Origin of the sequence: Pradoshia sp. D12 (assembly GCF_008935075.1) — a bacterium.
In the GTDB taxonomy this organism is placed as follows: Bacteria; Bacillota; Bacilli; order Bacillales; family Pradoshiaceae; genus Pradoshia.
Genome location: NZ_CP044545.1, coordinates 3607920 through 3630251 on the forward strand (window position 1 = coordinate 3607920; position 22332 = coordinate 3630251).

The window sequence follows — 22332 nt, forward strand, 5'->3', positions numbered from 1 at the left end:
ACTATTGAAAAAAAATATATAAACTGACAGTTTGACAGAATCCATCCCGATTAAAAAAGCACCAACCAATTGGTCGGCGCTTAAATCTATCATCTATTATAATCTAACTTCAACCCAGCCGTTTTTAATCGCATATACAACCGCCTGAGTACGATCATTTACATTCATCTTTTGAAGGATATTACTTACATGATTTTTAACAGTCTTTTCGCTGATAAATAAAGTCTCACCGATTCCTCTATTACTTTTGCCATCAGCCAATAATTGAAGGACCTCGCACTCACGTCTTGTCAGCAAATGCAATGGACGGCGAATCTCGACATTCATGACATTATCGCCATTTGCTGCTTCATCCGTTGCCAATCTTCTGTAATCACGTACTAGATTATGAGTAACCTTCGGATGCAGGTAGGAACCACCATCTGCAACGACTTTAACAGCGTCAATCAAGGCATCCGCATCCATTTCCTTTAATAAATAGCCGCGGGCACCTGTTTTTAAAGCATGGGTTACGTAGTTTTCATCGTCATGAATTGAAAGCATAATTACTCTGGAATCCGGAAATTTCTCAATCAACTGGCCTGTTGCCTCAACCCCGTTGACGTTTGGCATATTGATATCCATGATGATAACATCCGGATGATATGTATCAACAATTGAGATCGCCTCGCTGCCATCGTCCCCCTCAGCGATTACCGAGAAAGAAGATTCGAAATCGAGAATCCGTTTAACCCCTTCGCGAAATAATTGATGATCATCTATGATTGCAATTGTAGTTGTCATTATCTCTCATCCCCCATCTTTTTACAGTAAGTAGTCATTATCCTAATTATATTCTTGACTACTAGTAAACTCCAAACATTTACAATAAATATAACTAAAAAACTATTTTATAAAAAAATTACACAATTATTGATGCCTTTAATGGAATCTGAATATAGACAAGCGTACCTCCACCCACACTTGATTGAATGGTCATTTCTCCTTCAAGTGTCTCAACACGCTCATTCATTCCCATGATTCCAAAGGAACCTTCCTTTTGTTTATGCGGCTCAAATCCACGGCCATTATCCCGTACAGTCAATGTCCCTTTATCATTCAAAAGTTCCAGTTTAACCTGAATCAGGCTGGCATTCGCATGTTTGATTGCATTTTGGACTGCTTCCTGGGCAAGCCTGAATAACGCAACTTCATAATTCGGCTCAAGTCTTTTTTCCTGTCCATAAATCTGAAATTTAAAATCAATCTCTGAATTGTATTCACCAATGGTTTGCAAATACTTACGCAGAGTCGGGATAAGCCCAAGATCATCCAAGGCCATAGGCCGCAGGTCATAGATAATTCGCCTAACCTCAGCCAGCGCACTCCGAACCATCTGCTTCAGAGATTTTATTTCCAGCAACGCTTCCTCAGGACCGCGTTCCCTGAATATCCGCTCCGTTAAATCTGAACGGACCATCACATTGGCAAGCATTTGTGCAGGACCGTCATGAATTTCACGAGAAAGCTTTTTGCGCTCGGCTTCCTGGGCCTCAATGATTTTAAAGCCAAAGTCCTGTTTCTGTTTATACATATCGAGAACCTCAGACACGTCCTGCAGGTCACTTGTTAAATAATGCAGAACAACCGTGATTTGCGAAACGAGATTCTCAGCTCTATCAATAGTTTCCTTTAGATTAATGAGCCTTCTTTCAAGGTCATCTCGACGTTTACGGAGCTGTTTTTCCAGCTCTCTGTTCATGGTCAGGTCAACCTGATACGTATGTGCCTGTTCATAGGCTGCCCTCACTTGTACCTCCGTAAATTCCTTGAAACGGGAGGAAACATCTGATAAGCATTTACGGGATTCACGCGCCTTTTGATCAAGCTCATCCCCATCAGCAATGACCTTCAGCACCATTGTTTTAACAGATTCTAATTCAGAAGAAAGTTGAGCAAATTCATGCTGACAGTGTTCCCCTATTTCATATATTTCTCCCTTACTATTGTCCACGGTACTGATCATATGATTAAGGATGTTATCGAGTGCCTTTCCATCCAGCTTAGGTACCCGCATAATCTTACCTCCTGTTTGACGCAAAAGAATCCTCCGCTTCTTCTGTACCAATTCATATAAAATAGTTCGGTCTTCACGAATTTCCTTTGTGGGTGTTTTTAGAAATTATTGGGTAAATAAGTTAATATACCAGTGAAATACTACATAATAGTTAAATTATAGCACGATTACCAGTATTTTTTTTACTTTTTACTATTTCACATCTCCATCACAGCATATTACTCTTCTGTAATAAAGATGTCGTACGAACCGAATAATAAAGTATACTAGAAGGGATATAAAGAGAAAGGCGGCAGTTTAAATGCTGAATTCATATAAAACAGTAAAGGGATATGGCGAATCTGAACAAATCATCCAAAAGTCACGCTTTATTGCCTATGTGAATCGCGTGGAATCAGAGGAAGAAGCCATACAATTTATTCAATCAATCAAGAAAAAGCACTGGGATGCGACCCATAATTGTTCAGCCTATATGATCGGTGAAAATGACCTCATCCAAAAAGCCAATGATGATGGTGAACCTAGCGGCACAGCCGGTGTCCCTATTCTCGAAGTCATTAAGAAAAAGGGCTTGAAGGACACTGCGGTGGTTGTGACACGCTATTTCGGAGGAATTAAACTTGGGGCTGGCGGATTAATCCGCGCATACGGCGGAGCAGCTTCTGAAGGAATTAACGCAACCGGTGTGGTGGAAAGAAGATTAATGCGCATCATGAAATCCACGTTCGATTATACACTTCTCGGGAAAATTGAAAATGAACTTCGAAATTCGCACTATGCCATTAAAGAAATTCATTATCTGGACCGAGTCATGATTGAATCCTACGCAGAGGAAGACGCAAAGGAAGCCTTCATAGACTGGATGACGGATTTATCAAATGGACAGGCATCCATAGAAGAAGGCGAAATGCTATACCTCGAGCATGACCTCTAATTCTAAAAGAACTCAATTCCCCCTTCTTTGTCTAAAATCTTAGGAAAAAAGTTTAATTTTATCGACAAAATACAACAAGAATTATAGTTGCAATTAGGTAAAATGAATCAATACGATATTGGACAAAGAAGGGGTTATTTATGAAAAGAGTATACCAGGTTCTATTCAGCCTCACGGTACTCGTTGTCTGTCTATTGGCAACCTCCTTATCGGCAGAGGCACACGTGAAAAAAATATCCACTCCTGTTTTAACTCAGGAAATCCACAACATCTTCAGCACAGATTCTTCAAACTGTATACGCCATGAAATAATTTTCAATTCTATTAAAATTTAGGCCAACTTCCCCGCTAACTTTAACCATAGCAACCTAATGCAAAATAACTAAGCCAAAATACAACCCACACTTTTTATTAACTCGACAATTAGCCACTAAAAACAATTTTTATAGAAAAGAATCCATATTAAAGTCTATTAAAAAGATCCAAAGTATAACTATTAAAATAGTTAAATATTACCATATTTATCCGATATAATAAATAGGGGATTATTGTAATTAATGCATTTAAACTAGGGGGATATTGAATGAGGAATTCATTAATTAAAGGAATTAGTGCCTTTATTGTATTTTTGTTTTGTTTCATGGTTTCCACTGCCAATGTAAACGCTGCGGAAACATTACAAAAACAGAACAATGCTCAAAAAGGCGGTATAAAATTATTCAGTACTGCGGATGAGAAAGAATACACAGAGCAAGAGTTGATTGTTAAGTTTAAATCTGTCCTTTCTAAGGGTCAGCGAAAGCAAATCATCAACAGCATTAAAGGTAGTGAGCTATCCTTTTCTGAAACAGGAAATTATTCTTTAGTCTCTGTAGTAAAAAATACTGACCTATCTTCTATTGCCAAAAGGCTCTCTAAGCACAAATCCGTTCAATTGGTTGAACCAAATATATTATACAAAACGGCTTATACCCCAAAAGATAAACATTATAAAAAACAATGGCATTTACCAAAAATCAATATGCCAAAAGCATGGGATAAATCAAAAGGATCCTCTTCGATCATAGTTGCTGTTATCGATAATGGAATGCAGACAAATCATCCAGATCTAAAAGGGAAAATTACTAAGCAAAAAAATATTGTACGCAACAACTCGACGATAACATCGGCAGCTCATGGTACCCATGTAGCTGGTATCATTGCAGCTACTCAGAACACAATCGGTATTTCAGGTGTAGCTCCAAAGGTTAAAATCATGCCTGTTCAAGTTTTCAATGGGCAATATGCAGACGCTTATAGTATTGGTGATGGAATTGTATATGCAGTCAATAATGGTGCAAGAGTATTGAATTTAAGCTTTGGAAGTTATTCTTACAGTTCATATGTAGACAGTGCAGTGGCATATGCGCATTCGAAGGGCGCTATTATTATTGCAGCTGCAGGTAATGACAGCACCTCCTACACTTCTTATCCAGCTGCTTTAAATCATGTGTTGGCAGTTAGTTCCACTAATAAGAAAGACAGCGATTCATACTTTTCTAATTTTGGAAACTACATAAATTATTCAGCTCCTGGTGAAGATATCTATTCTACCGTCAACGGCAGTTCTTATGAATATATGGATGGAACATCAATGGCGGCTCCTTTAGTAAGTGGAGTAGCTGCTCTAATGCTTTCTAAAAATCCTTGGTTATCACCAGACCAAATAGAAATTATTATGAATAAATCTGTCAAAGACCTCGGGAAAAAAGGCTGGGATTCTTTATATGGATATGGTCGAATTGATGCGAGCAAAGCAATGTCAAATACACCTGGGCAGTTATCAACGATAACCGCGAGTACAAAATTCACTGCTACAGGGAAAAATAAACATAACATCTCTGTAAGCGCATATGGCTCGTCAAAACTATCAATCTATGTAAAGGATTCCAAAGGAAAATTGGTTAGAAGTTTAGTCTCCAATAAACCGTGGAGTTGGGGGAAAATTTCCACATCATGGGACGGAAAGACAGGATCATATAGCTACGCCAAATCAGGAAAATATACGCTTGTTGCAAGAATGACTAGAGGCAGCAAAAACATTTATAAAACCAAAACTGTGACAGTTAAGGATAATGTAGCCCCAACAGTCACCAGTAAAGCTGCCAATTTTTCACACAAGGTCACTACATCAATAAAAGTTCCTTATGTACTTAACAAAGATTCAAAAGTAACTGTTAAAGTTTTGGATAGTACGGGGAAAACAGTTGGAACAATTATGAAGAGCAAGACCATCAAAGGTGGCAAACAATCAATTACTTGGAACGGGAAAAACTCCAGTAACAAGCTAGTGAAGGATGGCAGTTATAAACTGTCATTCGAAACCATCTCTCTAACGAAGGTCAAAGGAAAAACAATTAAATCAAGTATCACTGTGGATACGACTATAAATGGCTCTCTAAATAATATAGCTACCCCATTTAAAGCAACAGAGAAGAATAAACAGAATGCAACCTTTAAATCCAAAGAAAAACTATATATGACTGTTTCTGTTTTGAATAGCAAGGGTTCGAAAGTAAAAACACTGGTTACTAACAAATTGTATGATCCTTCATCCATACAACATAGTTGGAATGGAACAGACAGTAAGAATAAATTTGTTACAGAAGGAATTTATGTTTTTCAGTATGAGTTAAAAGATCTCATTGGTAATAAAAAAACGATTAAGAGTAAAACTTTCAACCTCGAAGATCATCGTGCTAATTTTGTAAGTGGCAAAGGAACAAAGAATATCACCGGTAATACGGACGTTGCTATTCCATATACACTCATTAAAGCTTCCAGTGTGTCTATCAATGTTTATAAAGGCTCGACACTTGTAAAAACAATCCTAAAAGATGAGGACCAGAAGGCTGGCAGCTATGATTTCTCTTGGAATGGAACCAATTCTAATGGTGAGTATATTGGAGATGGAGTTTATACCTACAGAATCAACGCATCTGACAAGTATAAAAATAACGCAACTTACAGTGCAAATCTTAATGTGGATCGCCAAGTTATTAAAGTTGAGTATCCGAAGCACGTACAAAATAAATCTAAAGAGTATAATGAAGCAGATATTGAAGTCTTCTATAAACTCTCTGATCCTGCTACCGTCACGGTTGAAATTTATGACGGCGATGATTCTCTAGTTAAGACTATCAGTAAAAATGTAAAACAAGAGGCGGGAATTCAGAATTTCACGTGGGATGGAGTAAGTGACGATGGCAACGATTATTGGTATTACGAACCTCTCAATTACGTTATTAAAGCCAAAACAGAGATGGGCAGAGAAACAAAAGTAACCGGCTCTATCTTAAGCAATTATTATGAGGAATATCCAGAGTGGATTCAAAGTCATTCTGTAGATACACATAATACGGGCATCGATATAGTAACAAACTTATCAAAAGATACAGAGATGCAATTAACTGTCTATGATTATAATCATTATAACTCCGGCAATCTTAGTAGCTATTATGATCAGCAAACATATACAATCAAAACAGGGCAAAACACCTTGAATTATCTTGTACCTGACAATCTCTTTGTTGATAATAGTTACATCGATTTAATGTATGTATTATCCTATAAGGATGAACTGGGGAATAAATACGAGTACGCCTATAACGATGGGTACTATAACTATTAATTTATAGGATCTTAAATTAGCTGTCTAAGAAAACGTATCTTCTTAGGCGCACTCTAATTAAGTATAGGTATTTATAGCCTAGCTCATGTAATCAACACTCTCATTTTATAGTTGATTCTATAGTTTGCTTAATGGAATGGCTGACAAAGAAAATAGTTCTCCCATTTTCCTCTAAGACTTCTAGCAAATACTTGGTCACAAATAGATAAAGCTTGAGTAAATAAATCACCAGAACTAAAAAAAGCTGCGCACTATCCGTTTTTTAGGATAATCGCAGCTTTTTAGTTTGTCATCCAGAGCGGTCAATGAACTCTTTGCCTCATAAAACGCTCTAGTGCATCCCTCCAGGTTGGTATGACAAAACCTGTATCCTTTACTTTATCCAATGACAGGACAGAATGCTTTGGCCTTGCAGCCTTTTGTGGGAATTCAGCTGATGTCCCAGGCAAAACCTCTACCCGTTTACCTTTTAATATTTCTTTAGCAAACTCAAACCATGTCGCCACTCCATCATTCGAAAAATGATAGACACCTGCCTCGACTTCATGATTCACAATATAAACCATGAATGCCGCTAAATCATGCGCATAGGTCGGCTTTCCATATTGGTCATTTACCACCTTAATCGTATCCATTTTCTTAGCTAAATTCAGCATGGTATAAACAAAATTACGGCCATGTTCTCCAAATACCCAAGAAGTACGGATGATATAGGCAGAAGGACTATATTTTAAAATTGCCTCTTCACCTGCAAGTTTAGCCGCCCCATATTGATTGATAGGATTTGTTTGATCTGACGGTAAATAAGCTGCCTCTTTTGTTCCATCGAATATATAATCTGTACTTATATAAATAACTCGAGCCCCTATCTCCGCTGCCGCTTTACTAATATAAGCAGATCCATCTCTATTAATTCTCCAATTCGCTTCCCTGCCTTCTTCCTCCGCAGCTTCAACATTCGTATAAGCTGCACAATGAAAAATCCAGTCCGGGTGAATGGAAGATATGGTCTCGGAAACTTCCTGTTCATTAGATATATCCAACTCTTCCTTAATAAAGGGGAATACCGTGTGTATCCCTTCCTCCTTTAGCAGGGTAACAACTTCAGTCCCGAGTTGGCCATTCGCTCCCGTTACTAGTATCTTCATCTTATTTACCCAGTTTGGCGCGTTCCTTTAATGGACGCCACCATTCCTCATGATTGACATACCAATCAATTGTTTCCACAATCCCCGTATCAAAGGTATACTTTGGCTTCCAGCCCAGCTCAGTTTCGAGCTTAGTGGGATCAATCGCATAACGGAGATCATGCCCGAGCCGATCCTCTACATAGTGAATCCTATCACTTGAGAGACCAAGATGCTCTACAATTTTTTGAACGATTTCATTGTTGGTCCGCTCATTATGACCGCCAACATTATACACTTCTCCACTTTTCCCCTTATGGAGCACTAAATCTATCGCGGCACAATGATCGGTAACATGCAGCCAATCGCGGATATTCTCTCCATTTCCGTAAATCGGTAACATGTCCCCATCTATTCCATTCGTTATCATCAATGGAATTAATTTTTCAGGAAAATGATAAGGCCCATAATTATTTGAGCAGCGTGTGATAGTAACCGACAAGCCATAAGTCTCATGATAAGCACGGACGAGCATATCTGCTCCTGCTTTACTTGCTGAATATGGGCTGTTCGGTGCTAACGGTGTCTCTTCCGTAAAATACCCTGTTTCCCCCAGTGATCCATAGACCTCATCCGTCGATACTTGTAAAAACCTTTGTATATGACATTCCTTCGCTGCATCCAATAAAGCCAATGTTCCCTGAATATTTGTTTCAATGAATATTCCTGGATTCAAAATACTGCGGTCCACATGTGACTCAGCGGCAAAATTAACAATTGCCTGGATATCATATTGTTCGATTAAGCTCTTGATTAGCTCACGGTCCGTGATATTCCCTTGGACAAAATAGTGATTTTGATTCTCCATCACATCATCCAAGTTATGTATATTACCCGCATAAGTTAGTAAATCCAAATTAATAACTCGATAATCAGAATAGGTAGTTAATAGATGACGGACAAAATTACTTCCAATAAAGCCCGCCCCTCCTGTAACCAAAATGTTCATTAGGCATCCTCCCAAATAAAATTATAATCAGCTCCATGAAGCGACGGATGTTTTTGGTCCTTATCAGATAAAATCGGAACCGAAACTGGCCATTTAATAGCTAGCTCCTCATCATTCCAGGCAATTCCCCGGTCATGTTCAGGTGAATATAATTCATCCACCTTATAAAGTACATTTACATTTTCCGTAATGGTACAAAATCCATGTGCAAACCCATTTGGAACGAATAATTGGCGCTTATTAAATTCACTGAGAATAAATCCTTCCCATTGCCCGAAAGTTGGCGATCCTTTTCGTATGTCTACCACTACATCATAGATTGCTCCTGTTACCACACGTACTAATTTGGTTTGGCCCTTAGGTTCCAATTGGTAATGCATCCCTCTCAATACGCCGGCTTCCTTTGAAAGAGAATGATTATCCTGTATAAACTGATCAAGGATGCCATGTTCATGAAATAGCTTTTCATTATAGCTTTCCGTAAAGAAACCACGATGGTCCCCATAAACGGCAGGTTCGATTAATTTAACACCCTTCAATCCGCTTTCAATAACATTCATAATTCCACCTCTTCTTTAGGCGTCATTTGATCTTGCTCGATCATCCTCATCAAATACTGCCCATACTCATTTTTCGAAAGTGGTTCAGCCAATTGTCTGACCTGCTCAGCATCAATATAGCCCATTCGATAGGCGATTTCTTCTAGGCAGGCAATCTTAAGCCGTTGTCTTTTTTCCACTGTTTCTATGAATGTGGAAGCTTCGAGCAGGCTCTCATGCGTACCTGTATCCAACCAAGCAAAACCGCGTCCCATGATTTCTACGGTCAACTCGCCATTTTCGAGATAGATGCTGTTTAAATCTGTAATTTCCAATTCTCCTCTGGCAGATGGCTCAATTCTTTTCGCATATTCTACCACTCTATTATCATAAAAGTAGACACCTGTCACAGCATAATTGCTCTTCGGGTTCTTCGGTTTTTCTTCTATGGATATAGCCTTCATCTGATTATCAAACTCTACTACACCAAAGCGTTCAGGATCATGTACATGATAGCCAAATACAGTAGCTCCATACTCCTTCGATGCCGCTTTTTGTACCATTTTGGATAATCCCTGTCCATAAAATAGATTGTCCCCTAAAATGAGCGCAACAGAATCTTCGCCAATGAAGCTTTCACCGATAATAAAAGCCTGTGCTAGCCCCTCCGGTTTTTCTTGTACAGCATAGGAAAGGCTTATGCCAATATTGGAACCATCTCCTAACAGTTGTGCGTAACGTGATGTATCTTCTGGAGTTGAAATGATTAAGATTTCCTTTATACCTGCCAGCATCAATATGGATAAAGGATAATAAATCATCGGTTTATCGTAAACCGGCAGCATTTGTTTGGAAATAGCACTGGTTAATGGATATAATCGGGTACCACTTCCGCCTGCCAATATAATTCCCTTCATTTCCATCCTCCTTAATAGTCAACATCACTCACTTGAACAAATTCTGTATTTATACTCCGTCCGTATCCAACGGGCGCAGTTCATACCAACCTTTTACACTGGGATAGATTGTTAACTCTACTCCACTTTCTGTATAGTGATGAACGACAATAGAATTCACAGAAGGCCGTGCATATTGTAAACATCGCTTTTATTTGTCCTGGCTTTCATCATCCCAACCCCTCCACCATTCTATTCATAACTGTAGACGGCAGTTTTACATCGAGAGATATATTGTCGAATTTTTCTGTAAAATAAGAGCGCACAGTATAGCTTAATCGAAACGAACCTACTTTATTGCTTTGATTAATTCCATTTAAATGCCTGGCCGCATTATAAATGGGTATAGCTGCAGTAAGGTATTACCCATTCAGTACCTTTCCCACCTGCCAGAATCTCTGCATAAATCACTTGTTTACCCCCATTTCAAACTAGAATACTTACTAAATCCATAAGACCAGATTATTAACATTTAATTCCTTAAATAGAAATAATATCATTTAACAAAATCATACAAAAATTAAGAGATTATATCTACCTATTTTTACTGGGGAAGTCTGAACGATCCTAATTTGATAGAGCTTGTGCCTAGTTTAAAGTGATTTGATGGTCAAAAAATGCAAAATCCCCCTGATGTAAACAAAAAAAGTTGTCAGAATTCCGACAACTTTTAAAGATATTACTTATTTAATTCCATCGTTAGATAAGCAGAAGAAACCCAGCCTTGTGTTCCATTTGATAATTTAACTTTATACCAAGATCCACTTTTAATTGGGTTTTTACTTGAATCCACCACAAGCTCGACATATTGATGATTTGGCAATGATCCCAATATAGCGCCCACAGTACTCGCTGTTGCCCGTACATTCAGGGTACTCGAACCACTGACACTCACCCGAGCTAAGTTTTTAACAGTCATATACTGATTATATTTGCTTAAGCTGACCGTATTTGTATAATATTTCTTGCCTTTATAATTGACTGTCAACCAGTAATCATTCCATTTTTCCAATAGATTAAAGGTTTCACCCTTTCCAATTGTTGCTGCCACAGTCGCAGAGCTGCTTGTCTCATTTCTTAGACTTATAGAAGAATTGGCAACAGCAATTGTACCTGTCGGAAATACATCCTTGCCAATTGGATAGCTTGGCTTGGCTGGTACTGTCGTATTTGCACTTTGGCTGACTGCCCCTTCCTTACTGTAAGCTAAAATCTCGGACATATGGTTGGCAATCTTACTTCCCCAATTGGAATCACTGGCATAGTAAAAGTTCATTCCTTTACTTAAATCTGCACTCCGATTTCCATTGGCATCCTTAATGGTATATCCAAGTGTTGCCCCCTGATACTTCCAGTTAGATGGATTTAAATAAGTCGCCTTCATTTCCTGTGCAATAAAGAGAATATTCTCATCAATGGAGGAAAATTTTACAGAGCCTACAAATGGTGCTAGATCATAGGATCCAAAACCAAATAAATTGTTTTTCCCCAAAGAAATCGTCGATTTTCCAAAATCACTTTCATGAATCGCATGTGCTGCTAAATACAAGGCATTTAGGCCATATTTATTGGCGGCAGTGATAAACACCGAGCCTTTGTTATAGAGGACACTATTACTCGATGTTGCATTCTTCGCAATATAAGTATTAATTTGTGCAGCTGTAACAGAGGACTTCGTACGCAAATCCATATGTATAAAGGAATTCTTATTCGCTTCATAAGAGTTCATTTTATCGTAGTTCGCTTTTGTAATTAAGTAATCTCCTGATACATAGCCTGTTACTCCATCATACGTTACCCGATACCATCCCTCACTGGTTTTATAGGTTGATTTTACTTGTGTGTATTTGGGGATTAAACCGATTTTAGTAGACGATGTCGTATCAGAGGCACGAATATTCAAATCAGCAATCGGCAAATAGGTTGTTTCAGTAATAGTAGAACCGCTCGGAGTGTTGCTTGAGGTACTACTATATGCAACCAAATAAGTGCCGCTAACCCAACCAGTTTGACCATTATAGCTCACTTTATACCAATCTCCTGATTTTGCTGTGGCCGTCACGATTGTATTTACAGGAATAGTGTCCATTTTTTCTCCGGAAGTGGACGCTGTCTTTCGTAAATTCAGATTGGCCGTCGTCTTATACTTTGTAGCTGTAATTGACGTGTCTGTTGATGATACCGTTTTCGAGAATTTAGCTATATTGATATAACCCGTTTTTCCTCTATACGTTGTTTTATACCAATCCCCAATTCTATAAGTGGTTGTTATTTTGACTCCCTTAGGGATAGCAACCAATGTTCCATGTTTCTCCCCAGCAAAGGAATATAAATACGTCGCTTCTTTTGCCGTATAGGAAGTACTTGTAACCTTAGCTGCAGACACCTTACTTACAGACCCGGATTTAATGAAATAATTCTTCCCTTTATAGGAAACTCGATACCAGGTTTCTCCTATACTATTAACTACCTTTTGAGTAGATGTAAATATATTATTCTTTGGTATGGAATAGATTGCAGCTTTTTTTGTATTGGCAGCGCTATACAAGGAGCTTGTCGCATTCGTCTTATAGTAAGTGGTACTTATAGTCGTAGTTTGATTGTATTCTTTTATATACGAACTGCTTACCCAGCCTGTTTTACCACTATAAGAGACCTTATACCATGAGCCTGATTTTGCTGTAGCCGTGATCATTTTATGCTTTGGTATAGTAAGGAGTCGAGTGCCACTTGTTGATGCTTTTGACCTCATGTTTAAATTTGCTGTCGTTTTAAATTTAGTCGACTTAATCGAAACAGTGGCAGAGGAACTCGTTTTTTTAGTGACCTTGATATATTTTGAGCTTACATAACCTGTTTTTGTTCCATATTTCACTTTATACCAGCTGCCGCTTTTTGAAAGATACGAAACTGTTTTTCCTTTTGGTATAGTCGTAATGATGGCCGCACTGGTTGAAGCTGATTTGCGTAAATTCAGATTAGCTGTCGTTGTGTATACTGATGTACTCGTTGGCAAAACGGCTTTTAAATAGCTAGAACTGACATAACCCGTTTTTGTTCCATATTTCACTTTATACCAGCTGCCGCTTTTTGATAAGTATGTAACTTGTTTTCCTTTTGGAATCGTTGTAATAATTGATGCAGTCTTACTTGCAGACTTTCGCAAGTTCAAATTAGCTGTTGTCTTGTAATATTTCTCCGCAGCTGCTTCTACTTTTAATTCCCAAAAACTATCCTTCAATCCAATTTCAGGCCCAAAAATCAAGCCAGTAGATAGAAGAACGGATGTTGCCATAACTCTAATTGGTTGTTTATACCTTTTATTCATTGAACTCTCCCTTTTTAGTAAATAAGACGCACCGTACTAAACTATTATTTAGATATATATCTTATACTCTTATAAGCATATATTCCCCCCATTAATAGAATTACGAATAATAGCGCGTTTTTCTAAGGGTAAGCACTAAATTAATTCATTCATTAATCAATTTTCTTGTAAAAATGCTTACTTTTCACACTACCATTTCATTCTCTTCCCATAATAGTTTCAATCTTATTCGTGCCCACTTTCTTAATGATGACCAACAAAAAGAGGCTGTTGACATGATCAACAGCCTCTCTTTCTTAAACCTATTTATTTAACTCCCTTACTAAATAACTACCCGATACCCAGCCAACTTTTCCATTTGATAGCTTAACCTTATACCAACCGCCATTAGTGATTGGACTTTTACTTGAATCCACCACAAGCTCGACATATTGATTGTTCGACAAAGATCCCACTTTAGCAGCTTCCGTACTAGCGGATGCGCGTACATTCAATGTACTCATACCACCAACACTTACACGGGCTAAATTTTTAACAGTCATATACTTATTATATGTGCTTAAGCTAACCGTATTTGTATAATAAGTTTTGCCCTTATAACTAACTTTCAACCAGTAATCATTCCATTTTTCGAGTAGGTTAAAGGTTTCACCCTTCTTAATTGTTGCGGCTACAGTCGCTGAGCTGCTTTTTGAGTTTCTTAGACTAATAGATGAATTGGCAACTGCATTCGTACCTGTTGGGAATACATCTTTCCCGCTTGGATAGCTTGGTTTGGCTGGTATCGTCGTATTTGGACGTTGACTGACAGCTCCTTCCTTGCCATAAGCCAATATATTCGACATATGGGTGGCAATCCTTTTTCCCCAATCAGAATCACTCGCGTAGTAAAAGTTCATTCCTTTACTTAAATCAGTGATTCGATTTCCATTCGCATCCTTAATTGTATAACCAAGCGTTGCACCCTTGTACTTCCAGTTAGATGGATTTAAATAGGTTGCTTTCATTTCCTGTGCAATAAAGGCAATATTCTCTTCAATAGAAGCAAATTTGACGGAGCCCACAAATGGCGTACTATCGTAGGATCCAAAACCAAACAAATTATTTTTCGCTAATGCGATTGTAGCTTTCCCATAGTTACTTTCATGAATGGCATGTGCTGCTAAATAAAGGGCATTCACTCCATATTTATTGGCTGCTGTAATAAATGCAGATCCTTTATTATAGAGAACACTATTAGTCGATGTTGCATGCTTTGCAATATAGGCATTAATTTGCGCAGCAGTTACAGAGGATTTTGTACGTAAATCCATATGTATATAGGAATTCTTATTATTTTCATAAGAGTTCATTTTATCGTAGTTCACTTTTGTTATTAAGTAATCTCCTGAGACATAGCCTGTTACTCCACCATATGTAACCCGATACCAGCCCTTGCTAGTTTTATAGGTAGATTTCACCTGTGTATATTTAGGAATTGAACCGACTTTAGCTGATGAAGTAGAATCGGAGGCACGTATATTTAATTCAGCAATCGGCAAGTATATGTTTTCCGTAACACCAGAACCACTCGGGCTGCTGCTAGTGTTGTTGCTGGAACTACTATACGCAGCCAAATACGTACCGCTTACCCAGCCGGTTTTACCATTGTAACTCACTTTATACCAAATGCCAGATTTTGCAGTAGCTGTGACAATCGTATTTTTAGGTATTGTATCTAATTTCTCTCCGGAAGTAGATGCTGTCTTTCTTAAATTCAGATTGGCCGTAGTCTTAAACATTGTATCTGTAATAGACGTGCTTGATGAAGTTACCGTTTTCGAGAATTTAGACATATTGATATATCCCGTTTTTCCTCCATACGTTGTTTTATACCAATCTCCAATACGATAACTGGTTATTATTTTGGCTCCCTTTGGAATAGAAACTAAAGTCCCGTGTTTTTCCCCGGCAAATGAATATAAATAAGTATTTTGGTTTGCCGTATAGGAGGTACTTGTAACAATTGCTGCAGATACCTTACTTACTGATCCAGCTTTAATATAATAATTTTTCCCTTTAAAAGAAACTCGATACCAGGTTTCTCCTATACTATTGACTACTTTTTGTGTAGAAGAAAATATATTATTCTTAGGAATCGAATAAACAGCTGCTTTATTTGTATTGGCAGCACTATACAAGGAGCTTGTCGCATTCGTCTTATAGTAGGCAGTACTTGTCGTTGTAGTTTGATTGTACTCCTTCATATACGAGCCGCTGACCCAACCGGTCTGACCACCATAAGAGACCTTATACCACGAGCCGGACTTTGCTATGGCTGTAATAACTTTATTCTTTGGTATAGTTAAGAGCCGACTGCTGCTCGTTGTGGCTTTAGACCTCATGTTTAAATAGGACGTAGTAATATATTTAGTCGACTTAATCGTTGTTGACGCAGACGTAGATGCACTTGTTTTGTTCGTAACCTTTATATAGCTCGAACTGACATAACCGGTTTTTGTTCCGTATTTCACCTTATACCAACTGCCGCTCTTCGATAGATACGAGACTGTTTTCCCCTTTGGGATAGTCGTTAAGATTACCGAACGGGTTGAAGCTGTTTTGCGTAAATTCAAATTGGCCGTCGTTGTATATACGGATGCACTTGTTGACTGAGCAGTCGAACTCGGTACAATCTTCAGATAGTTGGAGTTGACATAACCTGTCTTCGATCCATATTTCACCTTATACCAACTTCCATTTTTAGATATATAGGTGACTTGCTTTCCTTTGGGAATGGTTATGATAATTTGGCCCTTAATACTGGCTGTTTTTCTCATATTTAGGTTGGCTGTTGTTTTATAATATGATTCAGCAGCTTGAGCCACTTGCATTCCCAGAAAACTTTCTGTCGGTTCAAGACTGCTCCCCAAAACTAGACCCGTAGATAGAAGAACGGATGTTGCCATAACCTTAAGTGGTTGATTATACCTATTATTCATTGCAATAAAATCTCCCTCTTTAGTAAATAAGACACCAAACTAAATTACTATTTTTATATATCTTTATTTTTATATAAAGTTTTAAAATTATCAAATATTTTGTAAATATCCAGATTTAATCAACTTTAAAACATATAATAATTGCTGATTAACCAATCAAATATTATGTCTAAATAGTTAATTTCCATCGTATTCGCTATAACTAATGGCTTACTTAATGAAAAAAGAGGTTGTTGACATGGTCAACAACCTCTTTTCTAAATCCTATTTATTTAATTCTCTTGCTAAATAAGAACCTGATGCCCAGCCAACTGTTCCATTAGCTAACTTAACCTTATACCATCCGCTACTAGTAACTGGATTATTGCTTGAGTCTACCACAAGCTCGACATATTGATGGTTTTTTAAAGTTCCTACTGTAGCGGCTGTTGTACTAGCTGATGCACGGACATTCAGCGTGCTGGTACCATTTACACGGGCTAAATTTTTCACAGTCATATATTTATTATAAGTACTTAGGTTAACCGTATTTGTATAATACGTTTTGCCTTTATAACTGATTGTTAGCCAATAATCATTCCATTTTTCCAGTAGATTAAAGGTCTCACCCTTCTTAATCGTTGCGGCCACAGTCGCTGAACTGCTTTTTGAGTTTCTTAGACTAATAGATGAATTGGCAACAGCGATTGTACCTGTCGGGAACACATCCTTGCCGCTTGGATAGCTAGGTTTGGCTGGAACCATTGTATTTGGACTTTGGCTGACTGCCCCCTCATTCCCATAAGCCAGGATGTTAGACATATGTTTGGCAATCTTATTTCCCCAATCGGAATCACTGGCATAGTAAAAATTCATTCCTTTACTTAAATCAGTAATTCGATTTCCATTCGCATCTTTAATTGTATAGCCAAGTGTTGCACCTTTGTATTTCCAGTTAGATGGATTTAAATAGGTGGCTTTCATTTCCTGTGCAATAAAAGCTATATTCTCTTCAATAGAAGAAAATTTAACGGAACCTACAAATGGCGTAATGTCATAGGATCCAAAGCCAAACAAGTTATTTTTTGCTAACGCAATTGTAGATTTTCCATAGTTACTTTCATGAATCGCATGTGCTGCTAAATAGAGGGCATTCACACCATATTTATTAGCCGCTGTAATAAATGCCGAGCCTTTATTGTAGAGAACGCTATTAGCTGATGTTGCATGCTTAGCAATATAAGCATTAATTTGTGCAGCTGTTACAGAGGATTTTTTGCGTAAATCCAAATGCATATAGGAATTCTTATTTGCCTCATAAGAATTCATTTTATCGTAATTCACTTTTGTGATTAAATACTCTCCCGATACAAAACCTGTTACTCCACCATATGTCACTCGGTACCAGCCCTTACTTGTTTTATAGGTAGATTTCACCTGTGTATATTTAGGGATTGAACCAACTTTAGCTGATGAAGTTGAATCGGAAGCACGGATATTCAATTCACTGATTGGCACATACGTTGTTTCAGTTATAGCAGAACCGCTCGGTAAATTTGTTTGATCACCGGCGTTATTACCGGGGTTACTCGTGTACTTTGTCAAATATGCACCGCTTACCCAGCCCTCATGGCCATTGTAGGTAACTTGATACCAATCGCCTGATTGTGCTGTAGCGGTGACAACCGTATTAACGGGCACTGTATCCAGTATTCCACCGGTTGTAGAAGGTGTCTCACGTAAATTCACATTAGCCGTTGTTTTAAACTCCGTAGCCGTAAAAGACGGTGTCGTTGAAGTGACTGTTTTTGTGAATTTAGTCAAATCTATGTAACCTGTTTTTCCGCCATAGGATGTTTTATACCAATCACCAATTCGATAATCAGTGGTTATTTTAGCTCCCTCTGGAATAGTAACCAAAGTTCCGTGCGATGCTCCAGCAAAGGAATACAAGTAAGTATTTTCTTTTGCCGTATAAGATGTACTCGTAACGTTCGCCGCTGTCACCTTACTTACTGAACCGGATTGAATATAATAGTTATTTCCTTTATAGGAAACTCGATACCAGGTTTCTCCTATACTATTCACGACCTGTTGGGTAGAAGTGAACACATTATTCTTTGGTATAGAATAAACAGCTGCCTTATTTGTATTAGGAGCACTATACAAGGAGCTTGCTGCCTTTGTATTATAGTAAGTTGTGCTTGTCGTCGTTGTTTGATTATATTCTTGCAAATAAGAACCACTTACCCAACCGGTCTGACCACTGTAAGAAACCTTGTACCATGAGCCAGATTTTGCAGTAGCTGTGACAATAGTATTCGCAGGAATAGTATTTAATTTCGCACCGGAATCGGAAGCTGTCTTACGTAAAACCAAATTAGTCGTTACCTTAAATTTTGTAGCCTTAATCGATGTTTCCGAAGTAGCAACTGTTTTTGTGAATTTAGTCAAATCAATGTAACCTGTTTTTCCGCCATAGGATGCTTTATACCAATCCCCAATTCGATAATTGGTAGTTATTTTAGCTCCCTTTGGAATGGCAACTAAAGTACCGTGTGTTGCTCCTGCAAAGGAATATAAATAAGTTGCTTCCTTTGCCGTATAGGAGGTGCTCGTAATACTCGCTGCTGTCACCTTATTTACTGAGCTGGATTGAATATAATAGTTTTTCCCTTTATAAGAAACTCGATACCAGGTTTCTCCTATACTGTTCACGACCTTTTGCGTAGAAGTGAATACATTATTCTTTGGTATGGAATAAACAGCTTTTTTATTTGTATTAGGAGCACTATATAAGGAGCTTGCAGCCTTCGTATTATAGTAAGTTGTACTTGTAGTCGTAGTTTGATTGTATTCCTTTAAATATGATCCGCTTACCCAGCCGGTCTTACCACCGTAGGAAACCTTGTACCAAGAACCCGATTTTGCGTTAGCAGTGACAACTTTATTCTTTGGTATAGTCAGCAATAGCTTACCGCTCGTTGATGCTTTGGATCTCATGTTTAATTTATCTGTCGTTTTGTATTTAGTTGCCTTCATCGTTGCAGATGTAGATGTAGACGTAGATGTTGAGGAACTTGTTTTTTTAGTAACTTTTATATATTTGGAGCTAACATATCCTGTTTTTGATGCATATTTCACCTTATACCAGCTTCCACTTTTAGATATATACGTGACTGTTTTCCCTTTTGGAATGGTCAATAACGTGGCTGAACTAGTTGAAGCTTTTTCCCTCAAACGCAACTTGTCCGTTGTTGTATATACAGAAGTACTTGTACTAGATACAGAAGATGATACATTTGAACTCGTCACTTTTTTCAAATACTTAGAACTGACAAATCCCGTTTTTATTCCGTATTTCACCTTATACCAGCTTCCACTTTTAGATATGTACGTGACCTGTTTTCCTTTTGGTATTGTTGTGATTTTTTGTGCCTTCGCACTAGCCGACTTTCTCATATTCAAATTGTCGGTCGTTTTATAATATGTTTCAGCCGCTTCAACTACATGTATACCCGCAATACTATCTGCTGGCCCAATACCGCTTCCCAAAACCAAGCTAGTAGATAAAAGAACGGATGTTGCCATGACCTTGAATGGCAGCGTTTTTCTTTTATTCATTAAGATTCTCCTTTTGTAACGAAATATCGCACATATATATTATTTTTATAAAATTATATTCCGTTTTATTTCTAGAATTATAAATAAATGACATTTAAATTAAACAGTTATTTATTATTTTAAACTAATATTTTAATATAATAAAATGTGTTTTGATGGTAATTTTAAATGTTCGTCCTTAAAGCCAGATAGATAGAAAGATAAACCATTTCACATAATCCCTAACAAGTTTCCAAAGCGACTAAAATCAAACAGGCACGTGACGGATATTAATATATCGATTCCAATCAAAAAAAGATGATTACTGTATAACCCAGTAACCATCTTCATAACAATGCTTTATCGCTTACACCCACCACTATAAGCAGAGTGAGTAAATGCTCTCTATTTTTGTCCATTTTAAATATATCAATATTTTCATAACAAAAGAAGCTATCATCGAGGATGATAGCTTCTTTACGAAATATAACTGTGTCTCTGTTTCTTATTTTGATGTGGTAGTCATGCTGCTTTGTTTTTGAATAGCAGCTTCTCTAAATGCTTTTTGTTGAGCTGGAGTCATAGCTCTGTATTCTTTTAAGAATTTCTCATATTTGGGCACAACATCTTCAACTGTACCAAAGTCTTTTATTTCTCCATACTCAAGCCATAATGCTTTATTACAGAAATCCTTAATTTGTCCAATTGCATGGCTAACAAAGAAAATCGTTTTTCCTTGATCCCTAAAGCTGTACATTTTCTTTTTGGATTTCTCAGCAAAAGCCTGGTCACCCACAGACAAAGCTTCATCAATAATCAAAATATCAGGATCTACAGTAACAGAAATTGCAAATCCAAGTCTTGACTTCATTCCGCTGGAATACTTCTTAACAGGTTGATCAATAAATTTGCCGATATCAGCAAATTCAATGATTTCCGGCTCCAATTCCTTAATCTGCTTCTTATTGAACCCAAGCATTAGGCATTTTAACTCAATATTTTCCCGACCTGTCAGCTGATTATTCAAACCGGAAGCAATTGCAATCAAGGAGGTTTGTCCAACTGTTTTAACTGATCCCATTGTAGGGGGTACAACCCCCGCAATAATATTGGATAATGTTGATTTTCCTGACCCATTAACTCCAATCAGTCCAATAACATCACCCTTACTTGCTGTAAAACTAATATCCTGAAGTGCATAGAAATCATCTCCATATCCTCCCGGAAGAAGAATATCCAATAATTTATCGGAGGTTTTGCTATGCATTTTGTATCTTTTATAAACATTTTTTACAATAACTGTTTCCATAGTAGACCTCACTCCATTTTACAAATAATCCACAAAATGATTTCTAAATTTCAAATGAAGCGCTGATCCAATCATGAGTAACACAATCGTTACTCCCCAAAAGTATAACGTATAGTCTGCATGCTCAATAAAGTACCAGGACTGGCCTAACATCGCTGCACGATACCCTTCCACTAGATACGTAAGTGGATTAAATTTAATAATCATTTGTAAAAATCCTGGCAAACTATCTGAAACCCACAATATAGGCGTTAAATAAATCAACATCCTCATTATAGCTTGGACAATCATCGTTACATCTCGAACAATGGTAGCCAGTGTGGATGTGACAAGTGCGACGGCAAATAGCAATACAATCGCCGCACCCATAAAATAAGGCAACTGTAAATAATAAACGGATATCGGAAATCCGGCAAACTGCAAAATAATAGAAATAAGGATTACGATGACAATATGCTGATAAAATTTCGACATAATGACATACGAGGGTATAGCACTCATAGGGAAACTCATTTTAGAGATAAAGTTAATCCTTGTATAAATTGATTTTGTCCCATCCATAATGGCAGGATTGGCAAAGAACCACAATGATATTCCGGATAGCATCCAAAAGATAAACGGTACATCTCCAATTTCTCTGCCTCCCCGGATTCCCATACCGAAAACTATCCAATATACTCCTATTTGTATCAAGGGATTTAAGAATTCCCATAATATACCTAAATAATTATTGTTATTAGCACTTTTTAATTCAAATACAGACAATCGTTTAATTAAATAAAATGAATGTATTTGTTCTTGTATGACCGTAAACATAGACTTCATAAATTTCGAATATCCT

General features: G+C 37.6%; 12 protein-coding genes and 1 pseudogene. 2 read left to right on the forward strand and 11 right to left on the reverse strand.

Annotation, left to right across the window (positions count from 1 at the left end; genetic code table 11):
• Nucleotides 1-96: 96 nt before the first annotated feature.
• Nucleotides 97-783, reverse strand: coding sequence for a response regulator (locus F7984_RS17430; protein WP_066106006.1), 687 nt, complete (start codon nucleotides 781-783; stop codon nucleotides 97-99).
• A 118-nt stretch (nucleotides 784-901) separates the two neighbouring features.
• Nucleotides 902-2056 carry a sensor histidine kinase gene (locus F7984_RS17435; RefSeq protein WP_066106003.1) on the reverse strand — a complete coding sequence of 385 codons (1155 nt, stop codon included), beginning with the start codon at nucleotides 2054-2056 and terminating at the stop codon, nucleotides 902-904.
• Between the two features lie 301 nt (nucleotides 2057-2357).
• On the opposite strand from F7984_RS17435, the gene F7984_RS17440 reads away from it, so the two are divergent.
• The gene (locus F7984_RS17440) at nucleotides 2358-2990 is read left to right on the forward strand and encodes a YigZ family protein (RefSeq protein ID WP_140461808.1); all 633 of its coding nucleotides are present in this window, start codon (nucleotides 2358-2360) and stop codon (nucleotides 2988-2990) included.
• Between the two features lie 583 nt (nucleotides 2991-3573).
• The gene (locus F7984_RS17445) at nucleotides 3574-6660 is read left to right on the forward strand and encodes a S8 family serine peptidase (RefSeq protein WP_140461809.1); all 3087 of its coding nucleotides are present in this window, start codon (nucleotides 3574-3576) and stop codon (nucleotides 6658-6660) included.
• Nucleotides 6661-6962: 302 nt separating this feature from the next.
• Here F7984_RS17445 and rfbD read toward each other — a convergent pair whose 3' ends face one another.
• From rfbD to F7984_RS17490, 9 genes and pseudogenes are all read right to left on the reverse strand, one after another.
• Entirely contained in the window at nucleotides 6963-7808 is an 846-nt protein-coding gene (gene rfbD / locus F7984_RS17450) for a dTDP-4-dehydrorhamnose reductase (RefSeq protein WP_140461810.1), read from the reverse strand.
• A 1-nt stretch (nucleotide 7809) separates the two neighbouring features.
• The gene (rfbB, locus tag F7984_RS17455; RefSeq protein WP_140461811.1) at nucleotides 7810-8796 is read right to left on the reverse strand and encodes a dTDP-glucose 4,6-dehydratase; all 987 of its coding nucleotides are present in this window, start codon (nucleotides 8794-8796) and stop codon (nucleotides 7810-7812) included.
• On the reverse strand, nucleotides 8796-9356 hold the full coding sequence (gene rfbC / locus F7984_RS17460) for a dTDP-4-dehydrorhamnose 3,5-epimerase (protein WP_140461812.1): 561 nt from the start codon (nucleotides 9354-9356) through the stop codon (nucleotides 8796-8798). Before rfbC ends, rfbB begins: the two co-directional genes overlap by 1 nt.
• Entirely contained in the window at nucleotides 9353-10252 is a 900-nt protein-coding gene (gene rfbA, locus F7984_RS17465) for a glucose-1-phosphate thymidylyltransferase RfbA (protein ID WP_066105988.1), read from the reverse strand. The genes rfbC and rfbA overlap by 4 nt, the downstream gene beginning before the upstream one ends.
• A 718-nt stretch (nucleotides 10253-10970) precedes the next feature.
• The gene (locus F7984_RS17470) at nucleotides 10971-13619 is read right to left on the reverse strand and encodes an SH3 domain-containing protein (RefSeq protein ID WP_140461813.1); all 2649 of its coding nucleotides are present in this window, start codon (nucleotides 13617-13619) and stop codon (nucleotides 10971-10973) included.
• A gap of 302 nt (nucleotides 13620-13921) precedes the next feature.
• Nucleotides 13922-16600, reverse strand: a complete 2679-nt coding sequence (locus F7984_RS17475; RefSeq protein ID WP_140461814.1) for an SH3 domain-containing protein — start codon at nucleotides 16598-16600, stop codon at nucleotides 13922-13924.
• 264 nt (nucleotides 16601-16864) lie between these two features.
• The gene (locus F7984_RS17480; RefSeq protein WP_140461815.1) at nucleotides 16865-20203 is read right to left on the reverse strand and encodes an SH3 domain-containing protein; all 3339 of its coding nucleotides are present in this window, start codon (nucleotides 20201-20203) and stop codon (nucleotides 16865-16867) included.
• A gap of 508 nt (nucleotides 20204-20711) precedes the next feature.
• Nucleotides 20712-21491, reverse strand: a pseudogene (gene tagH / locus F7984_RS17485) (teichoic acids export ABC transporter ATP-binding subunit TagH); the annotation flags it as partial.
• A gap of 18 nt (nucleotides 21492-21509) precedes the next feature.
• Nucleotides 21510-22316, reverse strand: a complete 807-nt coding sequence (locus tag F7984_RS17490; RefSeq protein WP_140461817.1) for an ABC transporter permease — start codon at nucleotides 22314-22316, stop codon at nucleotides 21510-21512.
• Nucleotides 22317-22332: the final 16 nt, after the last annotated feature.